The sequence below is a fragment of the Pseudomonas sp. FG-3G genome, from assembly GCF_901007645.1.
Classification (GTDB): Bacteria; Pseudomonadota; Gammaproteobacteria; order Pseudomonadales; family Pseudomonadaceae; genus Aquipseudomonas; species Aquipseudomonas rhizophila.
Genome location: NZ_CAAKGZ010000018.1, coordinates 82,382 through 101,634 on the forward strand (window position 1 = coordinate 82,382; position 19,253 = coordinate 101,634).

Annotated in this window: 13 protein-coding genes and 2 riboswitches; of the genes, 7 read left to right on the forward strand and 6 right to left on the reverse strand. The window is 62.6% G+C overall.

Features of this window, described 5'->3' with window-relative positions:
- Positions 1 to 500: 500 nt before the first annotated feature.
- The gene (locus PSEUDOMOFG3G_RS08760) at positions 501 to 719 is read right to left on the reverse strand and encodes a DUF2970 domain-containing protein (protein ID WP_047227822.1); all 219 of its coding nucleotides are present in this window, start codon (positions 717 to 719) and stop codon (positions 501 to 503) included.
- 113 nt (positions 720 to 832) lie between these two features.
- Positions 833 to 4,543, reverse strand: coding sequence for a methionine synthase (gene metH, locus PSEUDOMOFG3G_RS08765; protein ID WP_047227823.1), 3,711 nt, complete (start codon positions 4,541 to 4,543; stop codon positions 833 to 835).
- Positions 4,544 to 4,696: 153 nt separating this feature from the next.
- Between metH and PSEUDOMOFG3G_RS08770 the strand changes: the two genes are divergently transcribed.
- A complete protein-coding gene (locus tag PSEUDOMOFG3G_RS08770; RefSeq protein ID WP_139049652.1) occupies positions 4,697 to 6,988 on the forward strand; it encodes a fatty acid cis/trans isomerase in 2,292 nt (763 codons plus the stop codon).
- 94 nt (positions 6,989 to 7,082) lie between these two features.
- Positions 7,083 to 7,667: a Fe-S biogenesis protein NfuA gene (gene nfuA, locus PSEUDOMOFG3G_RS08775; protein WP_003182850.1), complete on the forward strand. Its 585-nt coding sequence runs from the start codon at positions 7,083 to 7,085 to the stop codon at positions 7,665 to 7,667.
- Between the two features lie 192 nt (positions 7,668 to 7,859).
- Here the strand turns inward: nfuA and cobM are convergent, their stop codons facing one another.
- The 4 genes from cobM to PSEUDOMOFG3G_RS08795 all read right to left on the reverse strand — a co-directional run bounded on the left by cobM (position 7,860) and on the right by PSEUDOMOFG3G_RS08795 (position 9,978).
- On the reverse strand, positions 7,860 to 8,606 hold the full coding sequence (gene cobM / locus PSEUDOMOFG3G_RS08780; RefSeq protein ID WP_047227825.1) for a precorrin-4 C(11)-methyltransferase: 747 nt from the start codon (positions 8,604 to 8,606) through the stop codon (positions 7,860 to 7,862).
- Between the two features lie 75 nt (positions 8,607 to 8,681).
- Complete coding sequence (locus PSEUDOMOFG3G_RS08785; RefSeq protein ID WP_076384038.1) at positions 8,682 to 9,086, reverse strand: cobalamin biosynthesis protein; 405 nt, start codon at positions 9,084 to 9,086, stop codon at positions 8,682 to 8,684.
- Positions 9,083 to 9,778 carry a CbtA family protein gene (locus PSEUDOMOFG3G_RS08790; protein WP_139049653.1) on the reverse strand — a complete coding sequence of 232 codons (696 nt, stop codon included), beginning with the start codon at positions 9,776 to 9,778 and terminating at the stop codon, positions 9,083 to 9,085. Before PSEUDOMOFG3G_RS08790 ends, PSEUDOMOFG3G_RS08785 begins: the two co-directional genes overlap by 4 nt.
- A gap of 11 nt (positions 9,779 to 9,789) precedes the next feature.
- Positions 9,790 to 9,978, reverse strand: a complete 189-nt coding sequence (locus PSEUDOMOFG3G_RS08795; protein WP_047227828.1) for a CbtB-domain containing protein — start codon at positions 9,976 to 9,978, stop codon at positions 9,790 to 9,792.
- Between the two features lie 101 nt (positions 9,979 to 10,079).
- A riboswitch (cobalamin riboswitch) is annotated at positions 10,080 to 10,303 on the reverse strand.
- Between the two features lie 200 nt (positions 10,304 to 10,503).
- Positions 10,504 to 10,718: riboswitch (cobalamin riboswitch) on the forward strand.
- A 98-nt stretch (positions 10,719 to 10,816) separates the two neighbouring features.
- Here PSEUDOMOFG3G_RS08795 and cobW point away from each other — a divergent pair.
- The 5 genes from cobW (at position 10,817) to PSEUDOMOFG3G_RS08820 (ending at position 19,208) form a co-directional block, all read left to right on the forward strand.
- Positions 10,817 to 11,881, forward strand: coding sequence for a cobalamin biosynthesis protein CobW (gene cobW, locus PSEUDOMOFG3G_RS08800; protein ID WP_047227829.1), 1,065 nt, complete (start codon positions 10,817 to 10,819; stop codon positions 11,879 to 11,881).
- Between the two features lie 3 nt (positions 11,882 to 11,884).
- Positions 11,885 to 15,646 (forward strand): cobaltochelatase subunit CobN, encoded by a 3,762-nt coding sequence (gene cobN, locus PSEUDOMOFG3G_RS08805; RefSeq protein ID WP_139049654.1) that lies wholly within the window; start codon positions 11,885 to 11,887, stop codon positions 15,644 to 15,646.
- Between the two features lie 71 nt (positions 15,647 to 15,717).
- A complete protein-coding gene (locus PSEUDOMOFG3G_RS08810) occupies positions 15,718 to 16,719 on the forward strand; it encodes an ATP-binding protein (RefSeq protein ID WP_047227831.1) in 1,002 nt (333 codons plus the stop codon).
- 53 nt (positions 16,720 to 16,772) lie between these two features.
- Positions 16,773 to 17,396, forward strand: a complete 624-nt coding sequence (locus tag PSEUDOMOFG3G_RS08815) for a VWA domain-containing protein (RefSeq protein WP_373685068.1) — start codon at positions 16,773 to 16,775, stop codon at positions 17,394 to 17,396.
- A gap of 165 nt (positions 17,397 to 17,561) precedes the next feature.
- On the forward strand, positions 17,562 to 19,208 hold the full coding sequence (locus PSEUDOMOFG3G_RS08820) for a phospholipase D-like domain-containing protein (RefSeq protein WP_139049655.1): 1,647 nt from the start codon (positions 17,562 to 17,564) through the stop codon (positions 19,206 to 19,208).
- The last annotated feature ends 45 nt before the right edge of the window (positions 19,209 to 19,253 follow it).

Consider the following 19,253-nt stretch of genomic DNA (forward strand, 5'->3'; position numbering starts at 1 on the left):
CTGCGTGTTGGCTCGCTGGAATCGGATTCTGCCTCGGCAATTCTGCGCGCACGGCCGCGCACTCCTACAGGAGCCGGTGCAAGATACCTGTTTTGAGTTATGCGCAAAAGTGATGTTTGAGTATATGTAAAGAACCAAATCGACTAATGGGATTGATTATTGCCTAACCCACATTTGTCGTGCGGGCAATCATCGTCTTAACTGTGGTCGAGTCCCTATGCAATCACCTACAAAACCGACAAGAGGCGATGCAATGAGCAATCCGACCAAAGCAAGGAAAAGCGACAGTACTGTTGATGCCTGGGCCATTTTGTTCCTGATTATCCTGGTGGTGGGCACCGCGGTGTTCTGGGTCAGTCACCAATAGAGCGGTGGTGAAAAAACTGTGGGAGCGAGCCTGCTCGCGATAGCGGTGGTTCAGTCAGCCATGAGGTGACTGACAAACCGCTATCGCGAGCAGGCTCGCTCCCACAGGGGGGTTATGTGTGTCGTAGACAGATTTACAACCCCGCCAGATGCACCACCAGCTTGACGATGCCAAACAGTGTCAGGGCGAAGATCACCGTGAAGGCGATGCCCAATACCACGAAGTGACTCGGCTTGCCGTGGGTGAAGTCACGGGCGCGATTCTTGCCGCTCTGCACGCCGAAGGCGGCAGCCAGCACACTGTGCACCATCTGCCACAGGGTCGGCGGCTTGTTGTCGATCGGATCGTCCATAAATCCCTCGTCTGCCATGGGTTTGGAACAAGCATAGACAAAAGATCGCAACCTGCGGCAGCCCCTACAGCAATACACAAAACCCTGTAGGAGCCTGCGATCCTTTAAGGCTCTTAGTTGTCGTAACCCAAATTCGGCGCCAACCAGCGCTCAGTCACGCTCAAGTCCTGGCCTTTGCGCGCGGTATAGCTCTGGACCTGATCCTTGTCGATCTTGCCCACGGCGAAGTATTGCGCCTGGGGATGGGCGAAATACCAGCCGCTGACGGCTGCCGCCGGGAACATGGCGTAATGCTCGGTGAGGAATACGCCGCTGCGTCCAGCCTTCAGTTCGCTGGCCTCGGGGTCGAGCAGGCGGAACAAGGTGGCCTTTTCGGTGTGATCCGGGCAGGCCGGGTAACCGGGGGCAGGGCGGATGCCGGTGTATTGCTCCTTGATCAGGGCGTCGTTGTCCAGGCTTTCGTCCTTGGCGTAACCCCAATGTTCCTTGCGCACCTGCTGGTGCAGCCATTCGGCGCAGGCCTCGGCCAAGCGGTCGGCCAGGGCCTTGACCATGATCGAGTTGTAGTCGTCGCCGGCTTCCTGGTAGGCCTTGGCGACTTCTTCGGCGCCGATGCCGGCGGTGGTGATGAAACCGCCCACGTAGTCGGTCACACCGCTGTCCTTGGGCGCGACGAAGTCGGCCAGGGAGAAGTTCGGCTTGCCGTCGGTCTTGATGATCTGCTGGCGCAGGTGATGCAGGCGGGCCAGTGGCTTGCCATCCTCGCCATAGACTTCCAGATCGTCGTCATGCACCTGGTTGGCCGGCCAGAAGCCGAACACGGCGCGGGCGCTGATGAGTTTCTCGTCGATGAGCTTGCGCAGCATCGCCCGGGCATCGGCGTACAGGGCAGTAGCCGCTTCTCCGACCACTTCGTCGGTGAGGATGCGCGGGTACTTGCCGGCCAGGTCCCAGGAAATGAAGAACGGTGTCCAGTCGATGTATTCGGCCAGGACGTTGAGGTCAATGTTGTCCAGCACCTTGGCGCCGGTAAAGGTCGGCTTGACCGGCTGGTAGCTGCTCCAGTCGAACTGCGGTTTTTTCGCCACGGCGGCCGGGTAGCTCAGGCGTTCGGTACGGGCGCTGCGGTTGGCGGTGCGCTCGCGAACGTCGATGTACTCCAGGCGGGTTTTCTCGACGAATGCCGGCTTGAGTTCCTTGGACAGCAACTGGGTGGCCACGCCCACGGCGCGCGAGGCGTCGGTGACGTAGATCACCGCGTCGTTGCTGTACTTGGGTTCGATTTTCACTGCCGTGTGGGCCTTGGAGGTCGTGGCGCCACCGATCATCAGGGGCAGGTGGAAATCCTGGCGCTGCATCTCGCGGGCCACATGCACCATCTCGTCCAGGGACGGAGTGATCAGGCCGGACAGCCCGATGATGTCGCACTTCTGCTCCTTGGCCACCTGCAGGATCTTCTCTGCCGGCACCATCACGCCCAGGTCGACCACGTCATAGCCGTTGCAACCGAGCACCACGCCGACGATATTCTTGCCGATGTCGTGGACGTCGCCCTTGACCGTGGCCATGAGGATCTTGCCCTTGGCTTCTGGCTTGTCGCCTTTTTCCGCCTCGATGAATGGAATCAGGTGGGCCACGGCCTGCTTCATCACCCGGGCGGACTTCACCACTTGGGGCAGGAACATTTTGCCGGCGCCGAACAGGTCGCCGACGATATTCATGCCGGCCATCAACGGGCCTTCGATGACTTCGATCGGGCGGGCGAACGACAGCCGCGATTCCTCGGTGTCTTCGACGATGTGCGTGGTGATGCCCTTGACCAGCGCGTGTTCCAGGCGCTTGTTCACTTCCCAGCCACGCCACTCTTCGGTTTCCGCTTCCTTGACGCTGCCGTCGCCCTTGTACTTGTCGGCGATGGCGAGCAGGGCGTCGGTGCCTTCAGGCGTGCGGTTGAGGATCACGTCTTCCACCGCGTCGCGCAGTTCCACCGGGATCTGGTCGTAGATCTCCAGTTGGCCGGCGTTGACGATGCCCATGGTCAGGCCCGAGCGGATTGCATAGAGCAGGAACACCGAATGAATCGCCTCGCGCACCGGGTTGTTGCCCCGGAACGAGAAGGACACGTTGGATACGCCACCCGAGGTCAGCGCATAAGGCAATTCATCGCGGATGTAGGCGCAGGCGTTGATGAAATCCACGGCATAGTTGTTGTGCTCTTCGATACCGGTGGCGACGGCGAAGATGTTCGGGTCAAAGATGATGTCTTCCGGCGGGAAGCCGACTTCATTGACCAGGATGTCGTAGGAGCGCTTGCAGATTTCCTTCTTGCGCGCTTCGGTATCGGCCTGGCCGGCTTCGTCGAAGGCCATCACCACCACGGCGGCGCCGTAGCGTTTGCACAACTTGGCGTGATGGATGAACTGCTCGACGCCTTCCTTCATGCTGATGGAGTTGACGATGCCCTTGCCCTGGATGCACTTGAGGCCGGCCTCGATCACTTCCCATTTCGAGGAGTCGATCATGATCGGCACCCGGGAAATGTCCGGTTCGCCGGCAATCAGATTGAGGAAGGTCACCATGGCCTTCTTCGAATCGAGCATGCCCTCGTCCATGTTGATGTCGATCACCTGCGCGCCGGCCTCGACCTGCTGCAGGGCCACTTCCAGGGCTTCGGTGTAGTTGTCTTCGCGGATAAGGCGGGCGAACTTGGCCGAACCGGTGATGTTGGTCCGCTCGCCGACGTTGACGAACAAGGAGCTGCGGTCGATGGTGAACGGTTCCAGGCCCGACAGGCGGCAAGCCCGCGGGATCTCCGGAATCTGGCGCGGTGCGTAGCCGGCCACGGCCTTGGCGATGGCTTCGATGTGCGCCGGGGTGGTGCCACAGCAGCCGCCGACGATGTTCAGGAAGCCGCTTTGGGCAAACTCTTCGATGACTTTGGCGGTGTCCACCGGCAGTTCGTCGTATTCACCGAATTCATTGGGCAGACCGGCGTTCGGGTGCGCCGATACGTGGGTGCTGGCCTTGTTCGACAGTTCTTCGAGGTACGGGCGCAGTTCGCTGGCACCGAGGGCGCAGTTCAACCCAACGGAAATCGGCTTGGCGTGGGCGACGGAGTTCCAGAAGGCTTCCGTGGTCTGGCCGGACAGGGTGCGGCCGGACGCGTCGGTGATGGTGCCGGAGATCATGATCGGCAGTTCGACGCCTAATTCCTCATACACCCCTTGCACGGCGAAAATCGCTGCCTTGGCATTGAGCGTGTCGAAAATGGTTTCGATGAGGATCAGGTCGGCGCCGCCTTCGATCAGGCCCTTGGTGGCCTCGGTGTAATTCTCCACCAGTTCGTCGAAGGTCACGTTGCGGTAGCCGGGGTTGTTCACGTCTGGCGACAGCGAGCAGGTACGGCTGGTCGGGCCCAGCACGCCGGCTACGAAGCGCGGCTTGTCCGGTGTTTCCAGGGTCTTGGCGTCGGCGACCTTGCGGGCCAGGCGCGCGCCTTCCAGGTTCAGCTCGTAGGCCAGGCCCTGCATGCCGTAGTCGGCCTGGGACACCTGGGTGGCGTTGAAGGTGTTGGTTTCCAGAATGTCGGCACCGGCATCCAGGTAGGCCTTCTCGATGGCGCCGATCACATCCGGACGGCTCAGGACCAACAAATCATTGTTGCCCTTGACGTCGCTCGGCCAGTCGGCGAAACGCTTGCCACGATAGTCCTGTTCCTCAAGCTTGTAGCTCTGGATCATCGTACCCATGCCGCCGTCGAGGATCAGAATGCGTTCCTTGAGGGCCTGCTGGAGAAGATAAAGGCGAGCGCTGCGATCGGACATAGGACTACCTGGAAAAAGACCATTACGAAGGCGGGGATGATAGCAAAGCTGTACAGGATTTGATCATGGGTGGCTTTTGCATGAATCCTGCTCATGTTTGCATCGCGATGGCGGCCCGGTAGAATCGCCGGATTATCTCTTAGGACCCGAGACATGCCGTACCGCGTCTTATTCGGCAGTCTGTTGCTGCTGTTGTCTTTTCACTCAGTGGCAAAGGATCCCGCCCCGGCGATTTCCTACACTCGCGATATCCAGCCGATCTTCACGGAAAAATGCGTCGCCTGCCACGCCTGCTATGACTCTGCGTGCCAATTGAACCTGGGCAGTGGCGAAGGCGTGTCCCGGGGCGCGAGCAAGCTGCCGGTCTATGACGGTGAACGACGCCAGGCTGCCGAACCCACCCGTTTGTTCTATGACGCCTCCGGCCAGCGGGCCTGGCAGCGCAAAGGCTTCTATTCCGTGCTGGACGCTCAAGGCAGTCAGGCCGCGCTGATGGCGCAGATGCTCGAACTGGGCCACAACACACCGTTGCAGCCCAACGCCAAGCTGCCCCAGGACATCGTGCTTGGGCTTGAGCGTGACAACAGCTGCCCGATGCCGGGGCAATTCGACGAGTACGCCGCCGCGCATCCCAAGGAAGGCATGCCTCTGGCGGTCACTGGCCTGACCGACCAGCAATATCAGACCTTGCAGCGCTGGCTGGCCGCGGGTGCACCCATCGATCAGCAAGCGCTGGCGCCGAGCGCCGCCGAAGCCTTGCAGGTGGTGCAGTGGGAAAACCTGCTCAACGCCCCTGGCGCCCGGGAAAGCCTGGTGGGCCGGTGGTTGTTCGAGCACTGGTTTCTGGCGCACATCTATTTCAAGGATGGCGAGCCGGGGCATTTCTTCCAGTGGGTACGTTCGCGCACGCCTACCGGCCAGCCAATCGATCTGATCAACACCCGCCGCCCGAACGATGACCCTGGCACCCGTGTGTATTACCGGCTCTGGCCGGTACAAGGGGTGATCGTGCACAAGACCCACATTACCTACGGGTTGAGCGCGGCAAAAATGGCGCGGATCAAGAGCCTGTTCTACAGCGGCAGATGGCAGGTCACTGCGTTGCCAGGGTACGGCCCGGAGCGCCGGGCCAACCCGTTTTCCACCTTCGAGGCGATCCCGGCCCAGGCCCGCTATCAGTTCATGCTCGATAACGCCGAGTATTTCGTGCGCACATTTATCCGCGGCCCGGTTTGCCGGGGCCAGATCGCCACGGACGTGATTCGCGACAACTTCTGGGCGTTGTTCCAGGCCCCGGAACATGATCTGTACATCACCGACCCCAATTACCGCGGCCAGGCCACGCCGTTGCTGGCGATGCCGGGGCAGAATGACGACGTGGGCAGCGTCCTGAGCCTGTGGCTGGACTACCGGGACAAGCGCAACGAGTACGAAGCCTTGCGTCGCGACAACTACGCCGACCTGCCTGCGCCCAGTTGGTCGACGCTGTGGGCCGGCAACGACAATGCCTTGCTGAGCATTTTCCGGCATTTCGACAGTGCTTCGGTCACCAAGGGCCTGATTGGCGAGGTGCCGCAGACGATGTGGCTGTTCGACTTTCCATTGCTGGAGCGCACTTATTATCAGTTGGCGGTGAACTTCGACGTGTTCGGCAACGTGTCCCACCAGGCCCAGACGCGACTGTATTTCGACCTGATTCGCAACGGTGCGGAGCAGAACTTCCTGCGCCTGATGCCAGCCGATTCCCGCGAGGACTACCTCAACGATTGGTATCAGTCGGGCGGAAAATTCAAGATGTGGCTCGATTACGAGGCCATCGACGACGACAAACCCACCGCTCTCAAGCTTGACGAAGATGATCCCAAGCGCGATTTCGTCCAGCAATTGCTGGTTCGTTATGGTGATTTGAACGCGCGGCCCGATCCGATCAACCGGTGTAATGGCGCCTATTGCTCGCGTCCGAACATTGATCCGGCCTTACAGAACGCCGAACAGGCCCTCAGTCGCCTGTCTTCCCGACCGGCGGCGGGCCTGAGCGTCATCAACCAGTTGCCGGAAGCGACCATGTTGCGCGTCGAAACCGTCAGCGGTCGCCGTGAGGTCTACAGTCTGCTACGCAACCGCGCTCACAGTAACGTGGCATTTTTGCTCGGCGAGGCGCTGCGATACCAGCCGGGGCTGGACACCTTGACGGTCTTTCCGGGTGTGCTGAGCAGCTATCCGAACTTCATCTTCAACATCCCCGCCGAGCAAGTGCCGGCCTTTGTCGACGCCATGGAGGGCGCCCGGGACGGGCAGGCGTTCGAGCGGATTGTCGAGCGCTGGGGCATTCGGCGCAGTCACCCGCAGTTCTGGCAGTACTTCCATGACCTGAGCCACTACCTGCAGGAGACGCAGCCGCTGGAAAGTGGGGTGCTGGACATGAATCGCTACCAGAACCTCTGACCAGGATATCCGGGCGCTTTCCTGACAAAAATACTAGGACTTTGTCCGGCGCGATGATTGGCGTAAACTGCCGACAAGCCTGCGAGGAGTTTCCATGACCGCCATTACCATTACCGATGCCGCCCACGATTACCTGGCCGACCTGCTGTCCAAGCAGAACACCCCAGGTATCGGGATCCGCATCTTCATCACCCAGCCCGGCACCCAGTACGCTGAAACCTGCATTGCCTACTGCAAGCCGGGGGAAGAGAAACCTGAAGACACCGCGCTGGGGCTCAAGAGCTTCACCGCGTACATCGACTCGTTCAGCGAAGCGTTCCTGGACGACGCGGTGGTCGACTATGCCACCGACCGCATGGGCGGCCAGTTGACCATCAAGGCGCCGAACGCCAAGGTGCCGATGGTCAATGCCGACAGCCCGGTCAACGAGCGCATCAATTATTACCTGCAAACCGAAATCAACCCGGGGCTGGCCAGCCACGGCGGCCAGGTATCGCTGATCGACGTGGTGGAAGACGGCATCGCCGTGCTCCAGTTCGGCGGCGGTTGCCAGGGCTGCGGCCAGGCCGACGTGACCTTGAAGGAAGGCATCGAGCGCACCTTGCTCGAGCGTATCCCGGAGCTCAAGGGCGTGCGCGACGTGACCGACCACACGCAGAAAGAAAACGCCTACTACTGATAGGTGTTCGCTGCGGATAGAAAAAACGGCGCCCGTGAGCGCCGTTTTTTTATGGGTGGATCCGACATCCGCGCAAGCTGATCCACCGCTATCGCGAGCAGGCTCGCTCCCACATTGGGGCCGCGGTGACGTTCGATTTTTTTAATCGCCGCAAATCCCTGTGGGAGCAAGCTCGCTCTTAAAGTTGTATTTTCAGGGCCTGTAGAGATGCGCGTGCCCGGCGCGGTAGAGCGACGACTCACTGAACACATCATTACCCAGCACGCGTCCCACCAGAATCAGCGCCGTGCGTCGAAAGCCCTTGGCCTGGACCTTTTCGGCAATGTCAGCCAGCGTACCCACCACCCAATCCTGATCCGGCCATGTCGCCCGGTGAATCACTGCGATCGGACAATCCGCGCCGTAGTGGGGCAGCAGTTCGCTGACGATTTTTTCCAGATGATTGACGCCCAAATGAATCGCCATGCTCGCCCCGTGCTGCGCCAGGCTGCCCAGTTCTTCGCCGGCGGGCATCACGGTTTTGTCTGCGTAGCGGGTGAGGATCAGGCTTTGGGACACGTCCGGCAAGGTCAGTTCGGCGCCCAGCAGGGCGGCGCAGGCGGAGGTCGCGGTCACGCCGGGGATGATCTCGAACGGGATGTCCAGTTCCCGCAGGCACCGAATCTGCTCGCCAATGGCGCCATACAGGCTCGGGTCGCCGGAGTGCACCCTGGCCACGTCCTGGCCCTTGAAGTGAGCGGCCTTGATCAACTCGATAATCTGCTCCAGGTGCAGCTCGGCGCTGTTGACCACCTGTTCGGCGCTGTGGCCTTCCAGCACGGCTGTGGGCACCAGGGAGCCGGCGTAAATGATCAGCGCGCAGCTGCGGATCAGTCGCTGACCTTTGACAGTGATCAGTTCCGGGTCGCCAGGGCCGGCGCCAATGAAATAAACGGTCATGACCGGTTCCTAAAGGTGAGTAGGCGACCCTTTGAATGAAGATCGCTCATGATCCAGGGCGCGAATTATCGGGTTTTACGACGTCACCGCCAATGCCAGCGTGGCGCTTGGGGTCTTTTGGCGAGGAATCAACAGCGTCGCAGGTGTCGCGCCCAACCGGTCGGCCAGGGCCAGGGCAGCGCTTTCGGCGATGCCATAGCAACCGGTGCGTTCAAAAGCGATCTCGGAGCGGTGACTGAGCCGCTGCTGGTAGCTGGACAATTGCTCTGCGTTGAAACAGGTCAGCGGCAACTCCAGTTGCTCGGCCAGCTCCAGCAGGCCCGGCTCGTCACGCTTGAGGTCGATACTGGCCAAGGCGCGAACCTCAGAGAGCTCGATGCCGTGTGCCCGCAAAGTCTGATCAAGCAGTTCTCGCAGCGTGCTGGCCGGGCAGCCGCGTTGACAGCCCAGGCCGACCACCAGGATCGGCCCGGTGCTCATGCGTCGTGCTGAGCCTGGTCGCCGCGCCGGAACAACCATGCGCTGACCAGGCCCAAGGCCAGCCAGAACGCGACGTTGGTCACTTGCGAGGCGAGCTTGAACTGGCTTTCAAGTGCTTCGGGCGCCAGCATCGAGTGGACCTCAGGCTGCGGCGCACCGATGACATGGGGCACCAGCAAGGTCGTCACGCCCAACAGTTTGAGCAACCAATGCCTGCCGAAGACAATCAGGGCGATACCTACCGCAGTGGAGGCCGCCGTGCCGATCCACCACATCTGCCGTTGGGCCAGATCGGCCGCCGCCGTACCAGGCAGCTCCGGTGGCAGGCCGAGGGTGGGGGCCAGGACAAACGTGGCATAACCGGCCAAACCCCAAAGCAATCCCTGGGACGTGCGAGTCGGCGCCCGCAGCGTGTACAAGCCCGCCAACATCAGGGCGAAACCCACTGCGACTACCAGATTGCCGCCGGTGGTGGAGAGCAGTCGTTGCCAACCGTCTTCCGGCTCCCACGCTTGGGCATCATGGGAGTGAACGGCCCCAGCGGCGTGCTCATGGTGCTCGGTAGCCGGTGCGCTTTCGTAGGTTTCGGCCTGCAGAATCAGCGGCGATACCCAGAAACTCTGGAGGAGGGTCAGCAGCAGGGCGGCCAGCAACCCGCTGAAACCGGCGGTTTGCGCGATACGCTTGATCATGTCGTCAGGTCTCAATGGCACGGGAATGCGGCGCTGTGGCGGGTGTCGTGGGCCGCGTTGTGCACCGCTTCGATGTGGGAGAAACCGGCGAAATAGACCAGGCCTGCACCGAGGATCGAGGCGAAAATCGCCGCGCTCAGGCGCTGGCTCAGGGTCGTGGAGCTGCTGGCGGTACGGGCGGTGCTGCTGATGGTCGACATGGCGCTTCCCTATGGTCTCTTGTCATCGGGTGAAGCGAGCGCAATGAAACCCCGGGCGCAGGCCCGCCAAGGTTCGAACAGCGCCCGCCCACCGCGGGTTTGTTGATGCATGTGTCATGGGCCGGTCTCCGGGCTCGCGAGGGGCAGGGCTTGTGCCTGGCCGACAAGCGTCACCTTCCCATGCCGTGAGGCACAGTGGATCTGACGCTTCTCTCGCTTACCGTTGCGGGGGCAGCACCGGACTGACGTGGCCTTGAAGTAAAGCACACGATTCACCGGTTTCCCGTTTCACCCTGTGAAGGGCACCCGTAACTAGGCGCACAGGAGAGCATGGGCGGGGGCGGGGCGTCAATTGGCTGATACCCGTTGCGCCCATCGCGAGCAGGCTCGCTCCCACAGTTGAGCTTTGTTGAACATGAATTTTGTGATCGGCGAGATTTACTGTGGGAGCGAGCCTGCTCGCGATAGGGCCCGCAAGACACCACAGAACTCACCTGCGAACATTGACCCGCCCCCACACCCTGCGTAGCCTTGCGCCTTCGAGGTTCTTCGGCATTGGCCGAAGCTAAGAAGGGAACGCGGTCCAAGCCGCGGCTGCCCCCGCAACTGTGAACGGTGATGTTTCTGCAAGGCCACTGTGCATGCTCTTGACCAAGGGTGCACGGGAAGGCGCAGTAACTGCCAGTCGAATGACTGGCCCGCCGTCAGCCAGGAGACCTGCCTCGACACAGATTCTCACTACAACCGGGCGGGGTGATCCGGTGGCGAAATCTTCCGCGTGCGCCCATGCGTGCGGGTTGTCGTCCCGTTTGCCCGCCACCTTGCCAAAGGGCATCCGATGAAAACACTGGCCAAACTCCCTGTCACCATCGTCACCGGCTTCCTCGGCTCGGGTAAAACCACCTTGCTGCGGCACATGCTCGACAACGCCCAGGGCCGCCGCATCGCCGTGATCGTCAATGAGTTCGGCGAGCTGGGCATCGACGGCGAGATCCTCAAGCAGTGCTCGATCGGCTGCACCGAAGAAGAAGCCAACGGTCGCGTCTATGAACTGGCCAACGGTTGCCTGTGCTGCACCGTGCAGGAAGAGTTTTTCCCGGTGATGCGCGAGTTGGTGGCGCGGCGCGGTGACCTCGATCACATCCTTATCGAAACCTCGGGCCTGGCCCTGCCCAAACCGCTGGTCCAGGCTTTCCAGTGGCCGGAAATCCGCAGCGCCTGCACCGTCGATGCGGTCATCACCGTGGTCGACAGCCCGGCCGTGGCCGCCGGCACGTTCGCCGCGTTTCCGGACCAGGTCGATGCCCAGCGCAAACTTGACCCCAACCTGGACCACGAATCACCGCTGCACGAGCTGTTCGCCGATCAACTGGCGAGCGCCGACCTGGTGATCCTCAACAAAGCCGACCTGATCAGCCCTGAAGACCTGGCCAAGGTGCGCCTGGAAGTGGCCGAAGAACTGCCGCCGGCGGTCAAGGTCATCGAAGCCAGCAGCGGCCGCTTGCCTTTGGAAGTGTTGATCGGCCTGGGCGCCGGCTCCGAGGAGCACATCGATAGCCGCCACAGCCATCACGATCATCACCATGACGGCGACGATGATGATCATGATCATGACGCGTTCGACTCCATTTCCATCGAACTGCCCCAGGCCGACGAAAGCCTGCTGCTGGACGCGCTGACCCAGCTGGTGGTCCAGCACGGCGTGCTACGGGTCAAGGGGTTCGCGGCCATTCCTGGCAAGCCGATGCGCTTGCTGATCCAGGGCGTGGGCACGCGCTTCGACAAACATTTCGACCGGCAGTGGGGCGCCGATGAAGCGCGGGTGACCCGTCTGGTGTTGATCGGCCAGGCGCTGGATGCCGGGCTGCTCGAAGCGCAATTGCGCGCCGCCCTCAGCGTCTAAGCCATGCACCTGCTCAGGACCCAGCCCGGCGGTTTCGTGTCGGACGACAACATTGCCGATCTCGGACAAACCCCCGCCGAGCTGGTGATCCTGTGCAGCGGCGACTCCAGCCTGGCGCTGCTGGCCGAAGCGGCGCGGCAGTTGCCGGACGACTATCCGCAGTTTCGCCTCGCCAACCCGATGCAGGTGCAAAACCACGCCTCGGTGGATCTGTATTTCGACGACGTGTTGCGTCACGCCAAGGTCATCCTGCTTTCCCTGCATGGCGGTATCGGTTATTGGCGCTACGGCATTGAACGTCTTATGGAACTGGCCGGGCGCGGGGTGAAGCTGATCCTGGTGCCGGGGGACGATCGACCCGACCCGGAACTCAGCGACCTGAGCAACGTGCCCAATGAGGATCGGGACCGGCTCTGGCAGTTCCTGCGCCAAGGCGGTTTGGGCAATGCCCTGGACCTGTTCCATAACCTGGCCAGCCAATGGTTCGGTCGCGACTATCCTTGGGGCGAACCGCAAACCCTGCCGCGCACGGCGATCTACCATCCGGAACGAACCAACGCCAGCCTGAGTGATTGGCAAAGCGACTGGCGGGCCGGGCAGCCGGTGGCGGCGGTGCTGTTTTATCGCTCCCACCTGCAAGCAGCGAACACGGCGTTCATCGACGTGTTTTGCCAGCGTCTGCAAGCGGCGGGGCTCAATCCCTTGCCCATTGCCGTGGCGAGCCTCAAGGAGCCCGCTTGCCTGGCCTTGGTTGAAGACTGGCTGGATGAGGTGGCGGCGGGGGTGATCCTCAACACCACCGGTTTCGCCCAATCGAGCCCTGAAGCGCCGCACTTGCGACCATTTCGCCGCAACATCCCGGTGATTCAGGCGATCTGCGCCCAGGACAACGAGCCTGGCTGGCGCGCCAGTGAGCAGGGTCTGGGCCCGCGGGACCTGGCGATGCACATTGCCCTGCCGGAACTGGACGGGCGGATCATCAGTCGCCCCATCAGTTTCAAGGACCTGGCCTGGCGCAGCGAGCGCAGCCAGAGCGATGTGGTCTGCTACCGGGCCGTGCCCGAGCGCATGGATTTTGTCGCTGAGCTGGCGTGGCGCTGGACTACCCTGGCGTGCCTGCCCAACTCGCAAAAGCGTGTGGCGCTGATCCTCGCCAATTACCCGACCCGGGATGGGCGCATCGGTAACGGCGTCGGCCTGGACACCCCGGCGGCGGCAGTGAATATCCTGCGGGCCTTGCAGGCCGAGGGCTATCCGCTGCCGGCTGAACTGCCTGCGAGCGGCACCGCGCTGATCCAGCAGTTGCTCGGCGGGGTAAGCAACGACCTGGACAGTCTTGACCAACGGCCCTGTCACCAGAGCCTGGCGCTGGATGCTTACCGGGCCATGTTCGACGCATTGCCCGAGGCCAATCGCCAGGCGGTGCTGGAGCGCTGGGGCGCGCCCGAACAGGACCCGATGTTCCGCGATGGCCGGCTGATGATTGCTGGCGTGCGCCTGGGCCTGACGTTCGTCGGCATCCAGCCGGCTCGAGGCTATCAGGTCGATCCGAGCGCCGTGTACCACGACCCGGACCTGGTGCCGCCCCACGGCTACCTGGCGTTTTATTTCTGGCTGCGCAACACCTACGGGATCCACGCCCTGATTCATGTCGGCAAGCACGGCAATCTCGAATGGCTGCCGGGCAAGGGCGTCGGGCTGTCGGAAAACTGCTGGCCGGATGCGCTGCTGGGACCGTTGCCGAACATTTATCCGTTCATCGTCAATGACCCGGGCGAGGGCGCCCAGGCCAAGCGTCGCACCCAGGCCGTGATTATCGATCACTTGATGCCGCCGCTGACCCGGGCCGAAACCTATGGGCCGCTGCGTAACCTCGAGCTGTTGGCTGACGAATACTACGAAGCGCAACTGCTCGACCCACGCCGCGCCCGGGAACTGCAGCGAGACATTCTGAATCTGGTGCGCGAGACCCACATCGACCGCGAGTTGCAACTGGACGGCGACGCTGACGTGGCAATCTGGCTGCCGCGCCTGGACACTTACCTGTGCGATCTGAAGGAGTCGCAGATCCGCGACGGCCTGCACATTTTTGGCGAGTCGCCCACACAACGGTTGCGCATCGACACCTTGCTGGCGTTGCTGCGCATTCCCCGGGGGGATGGCAAGGGCGCGCAGTCGAGTTTGCTGCGGGCGCTGGCCAAGGCCTTTGCACTGGGTTTCGATCCGCTGGATTGTGCGCTGGCCGAACCCTGGACCGGCGCGTGTCCCGAAGCCTTGGATCGGCTCAGCGACGAACCTTGGCGGACCGCTGGCGATACTCGTGAACGTTTGGAATTGTTCGCCGGGCAATTGATCGAGCAGGCCCTGGAGGGCGTGGTCGCGCAACTTGAGGCGCCGGGTTGGGAAACGGTGAACAGCATTATTGAAAACCTGCGCGGCGTCGTGGCTCCGCGTCTGGACGCTTGCGGCCCGGCGGAAATGCGCGGTTTGCTCGATGCCTTGAGCGGGCGTTTCGTGCCGGCCGGCCCCAGCGGTGCGCCCAGTCGCGGCCGCCTGGATGTGCTGCCCACCGGGCGCAACTTCTTCTCGGTGGACGTGCGCAACCTGCCCACCACCACCGCGTGGCGCATCGGTTTTCAGTCGGCGTCCCTGATCCTTGAGCGGCACTTGCAGGACCACGGCGATCACCTGCGTCAATTGGGGCTTTCGGTGTGGGGCACCGCCACCATGCGCACTGGCGGTGACGACATTGCCCAGGCCATGGCGTTGATGGGCGTGCGTCCGGTGTGGGCCACGGGCAGCCAACGAGTCGACGATTTCGAGATCCTGCCATTGAGTCTGCTGGACCGGCCTCGGGTCGATGTCACGCTGCGGGTCTCCGGGTTCTTCCGGGACGCCTTTGCCAATCTGATCCGCCTGTTCGATGCAGCGGTGCAGGCCGTCGCCGCCCTCGACGAACCGGACGACATGAACCCCTTGGCGGCGAAGGTGCGCAGCGAGCGCCAGGCCCTGTTGGAATCGGGCCTTGAACCCGAGGTCGCGGCCCGTCAGGCCGGGTGGCGGATCTTCGGCGCCAAGCCTGGCGCCTACGGCGCGGGTGTGCAGGGCGCCATCGACGGCCGCCTGTGGCAGAGCCGCGAAGACCTGGCGCAGGTCTACCTGAATTGGGGTGGCTACGCCTACGGCGCCGGCGATGAAGGCACTGCCGCCCGGGAGCAGTTCTCCCGGCGCCTTAGCCAGGTGCAGGCGGTGTTGCAGAACCAGGACAACCGCGAACACGACCTGCTCGATTCCAACGATTACTACCAATTCCAGGGCGGCATGCTGGCGGCGGTGGAGACGCTTGGCGGCGCAACGGCGGCCAGTTACCACGGCGACCACAGCCAGCCGGACTTGCCCAAGATCCGCACGTTGAAAGAAGAGCTCAACCGCGTCATTCGTTCCCGGGCGGCCAATCCGAAGTGGATCGACGGGATCAAGCGCCACGGCTATAAAGGTGCGTTTGAACTGGCGGCGACGGTGGACAACCTGTTCGCCTTCGACGCCACCACGCAGTTGATCGACGATCACCAGTACGCCTTGCTGGCCGAGGCTTATCTGCTCGACCCCGATACCCGCGATTTCGTTCGCCAGCACAACCCCGATGCCTTGCGCGACATGACCGAGCGCATGCTCGAAGCGCAGCAGCGCGGAATGTGGCAGGAGCCCGGGGAGTATCGAGAGGCGCTGGAGAACTTGTTGTTGGACATAGAAGAAGACAGCTGAAATGAGGACGCCAGACGCGCCCTCGCCACAGGTCCATGTTTGGACCTTCGAACATGCATGAGACATTCAACATGACCGACACCCCTCATTTCCCGCTCTGCGCCGTGGTCGGGGCCGATGACCTGAAACTGGCCCTGTGCCTGGCTGCGATCGATCCGAAAATCGGCGGTGTGCTCATCGAAGGCCCACGGGGCATGGCGAAGTCTACGCTGGCCCGGGGGCTGGCGGACCTGTTGGCCAGCGGTCAGTTCGTCACCTTGCCTTTGGGCGCCACTGAAGAGCGGCTGGTGGGCACCCTGGATCTGGACGCGGCCCTGGGGGAGGGGCGCGCGCAGTTCTCTCCCGGCGTTTTGGCCAAGGCCGACGCCGGGGTGTTGTATGTCGATGAAGTGAACCTGCTGCCCGACCACCTGGTGGACCTGTTGCTGGACGTGGCTGCCAGCGGCACCAACCTGATCGAGCGTGACGGCATCTCACACCGGCATCCGGCACGTTTTGTATTGATCGGTACCATGAACCCGGAAGAGGGTGAATTGCGTCCGCAGTTGCTCGACCGTTTCGGCCTGAACGTGGCCCTGGACGGCCACACCGCACCGCTTGAGCGCGGGCAGATTATTCGTCGGCGGCTGGATTTCGACAGCGATCCGGCGGCGTTCTGCGCAGAGTGGGAACCGACCCAGCAGCAGTTGCGCGAACGCTGCCAACAGGCTCGCGACCGGTTGATGCAGATTCCTCTGGATGACCAGGCGCTGGCGCAGATCACCGAGCGTTGTTTTGCCGCTGGGGTCGATGGCTTGCGCGCGGACCTGGTCTGGCTGCGGGCCGCCCGCGCCCATGCTGCGTGGCGCGGGGCGGATGCCATTGCCGTTGAGGACATTGATGCGGTCGCCGAGTTTGCATTGCGTCATCGCAGGCGCGAGCCTTCGGCCCCTGCGCCGTCCCAGGCGCCGCCAGCCACCGCCGATCAAACCGCCAGGCCTGACGAAGGCCAGGGCCAGTGGGGTGACCTGCCGGCCCGGGCATTGCCCACCGGCACTCGGCGTGACGTGCCGAGCTGGCCAAAAAAGCCCTAGGCATTCGCCCCCGTTCGCCCGCGGGGGTGAATGCCAGACCCCGTGCGGGACGGTTGGACCAAGGGCGCCAGGGCCGCAGCAAAGCGGCGGCCAGCGGGGCGGTGAACTGGCCAGGCACGTTGCTCGCTGGCCGTCCACGCCTGCGTGAAGACCTGCGTTTTCAGCAACGCCATCGTTCGCCCCATGAACTGTGGCTGGTCATCATCGACGCCTCGGCCTCGACTCGTCGTCATCAAGCCTTGAGCGATGGCAAAGGCCTGCTGGCGCAACTGTTCGATGACGCCTACCGCCAACGCGCCCGGCTGGCCTTGCTGACGGCCAGCGGCAGCGCACCAGCCTGGCAGGTGCAAGGGCTCAAGGCCTCGGCCGGGCTACGGGACTGGCTCGACGGCCTGGGCGCCGGCGGCGGCACGCCGTTGCTGGCGGCGCTGACCGAGGCCGGACGCTGGTTGACGGCCCGGCGCAAGCGCTACCCGACCGAGCAACAGCGGGTGTTGCTGATGACCGACGGGCGAGTCAAACAGCAGCTGACACTGCCGCCCCTTGATTGCCCAAGCCTGTTGATCGACATCGAACGCGGACCGATTCGCCTGGGCCGGGCCCGGCAATTGGCGGGGCAGTTGGGGGCGCAGTATCGGCATATTGATGAAGGGCTACCGGGCTCGGATGTTCGCTGACTGACAGGGCCTCATCGCGAGCAGGCTCGCTCCCACATTTAACACTCGATCGATGAATCCCCTGTGGGAGCGAGCCTGCTCGCGATAGCATCGCCCCGGTGTCAGATCCGCACGCTCAATAAGCATCGCTGTTCTATGCTCAGCCAGACCTCACAGGAGTGAACCATGCGCGTACTCGTCACCAACGCCCAGGACGATTTTCGGGTCAAGGCCTACGCTGGCACCAACGGTGTATTGCTCGCCATGGACCTGGCCGAACCCCGGCGCAAGGGCTTGCTCGGCTTTGCCATCGAGAAGCAGCACGGCGCCAAGCCCTGGCTGTTCCTGTTCAACAGCCTGACCTTCCCCGACAAGGTGCACACGTTCCCGCAATTTCGCGCTACGCCGAGCGATAAAGCACCGTTGCAGAAATTTCGCTGGGCCGACTACGCCATCAACCCAGGCGTGGCAATTCACTACCGCGTGCACCTGGCCTATGGCAGCCCTGACGCGCCGCAACTGGGGGAATCACTTGAGGTGTCAGTGACCAGTGACGATGGTCAGCCAAGCAACCAGGGGGTCATCTTCAATCGTGCCGTGGCCGCGAGCCAGGCCTTCCAGCGCAAATTTCCCGAGCTGGATGCGCTGATCGACGCCAACAAAAACCTGTCCATCGATGCTTGGCCCGACGCGCCGCGCCGCTGGCTGGAAAACGGTTTGCTGGGGCGCTTGACCGGTTTTATCGACCGGGCCCTGAACGCCAGTTGGGCCCTGGACGTCGCCATCTATGAATATGAACTGCCGGTGATCGTCGAGGCTGTGAACGCCGCTTTCGCACGGGGGGCGCGGGTAGGGGTGCTGTACCACGCTGAGCCGGGAGACGACGGCACATTGCGCAACGAAGCCAGTCTGGTAGCGCTGCCGGCGGCCAACAAGCGCGGGCGCGTCACGCACAATATTTTCCACGACAAGTTCATCGTGCTGAGCAAGGTCGACGACACCGGTTCATTTCACCCCGAGGCCGTGCTGTGCGGCAGCACCAATTTCACTGCCAACGGCGTCTACCGCCAGGCCAACGTTATTCATGTGCTGGACGACGCGCGGGTCAGCGACAGCTATCGGCAGGTGTTCGAGCAGATCTGGGCCGCACCCGAGGACGTCGGGGCCACGCGGCAGTGGATCAACCGGAACAACCCCATGGTACCCGAGGAGCCATTGTTCACCGGGTTCTCGCCGCGTACGGGAGAGGGCGACCTGGATCGTTTCGTCGATATCATCAATGGCGCTCGCAAGGACCTGCTGTTCGTCACGGCCTTCGCCTTGCCCGACCGGATCCTCGATGCCTTGCTCGGTCAACCCAACGACGACGTGCTGCGTTACGGCCTGCAGAACACCACCAGCCGCATCACTGGCTTTCATGCCGACCGCACCGCCGAATTCGCCGCCACCGCGCTGCTCAATACCGGCCTGGAGGGCTGGCTCAGGGAAAACATGAAAGGCCAGAAAGGCAATCTGCTGGTGCACACCAAAGCCGTCGTCACCGACTTCACCAGCGACACGCCGACCATCATCAGCGGCAGCCACAACCTGAGCGCCGCGGCCAGCAGCGGCAACGACGAGAACTACCTGATCATTCAGGGCGACACCGACCTGGCCGACCGCTACGGGCTTGACCTGCTGCGCTTCTACGAGCATTACCGCTTTCGCTATTTCGCGAAAAAACTGGCGCTCAAGCAGGTCAAGCCACTGGCGGTGGATGACAGCTGGACGGACGATTATTACCGCGACGGGGATTTGCGGATGTTGTCCAGAGTGAGGTTTTGCGGACGCTGAACTGTGATAAGAGGTGTTTTAGAGTGCTATTTTTAGCGCCATTAA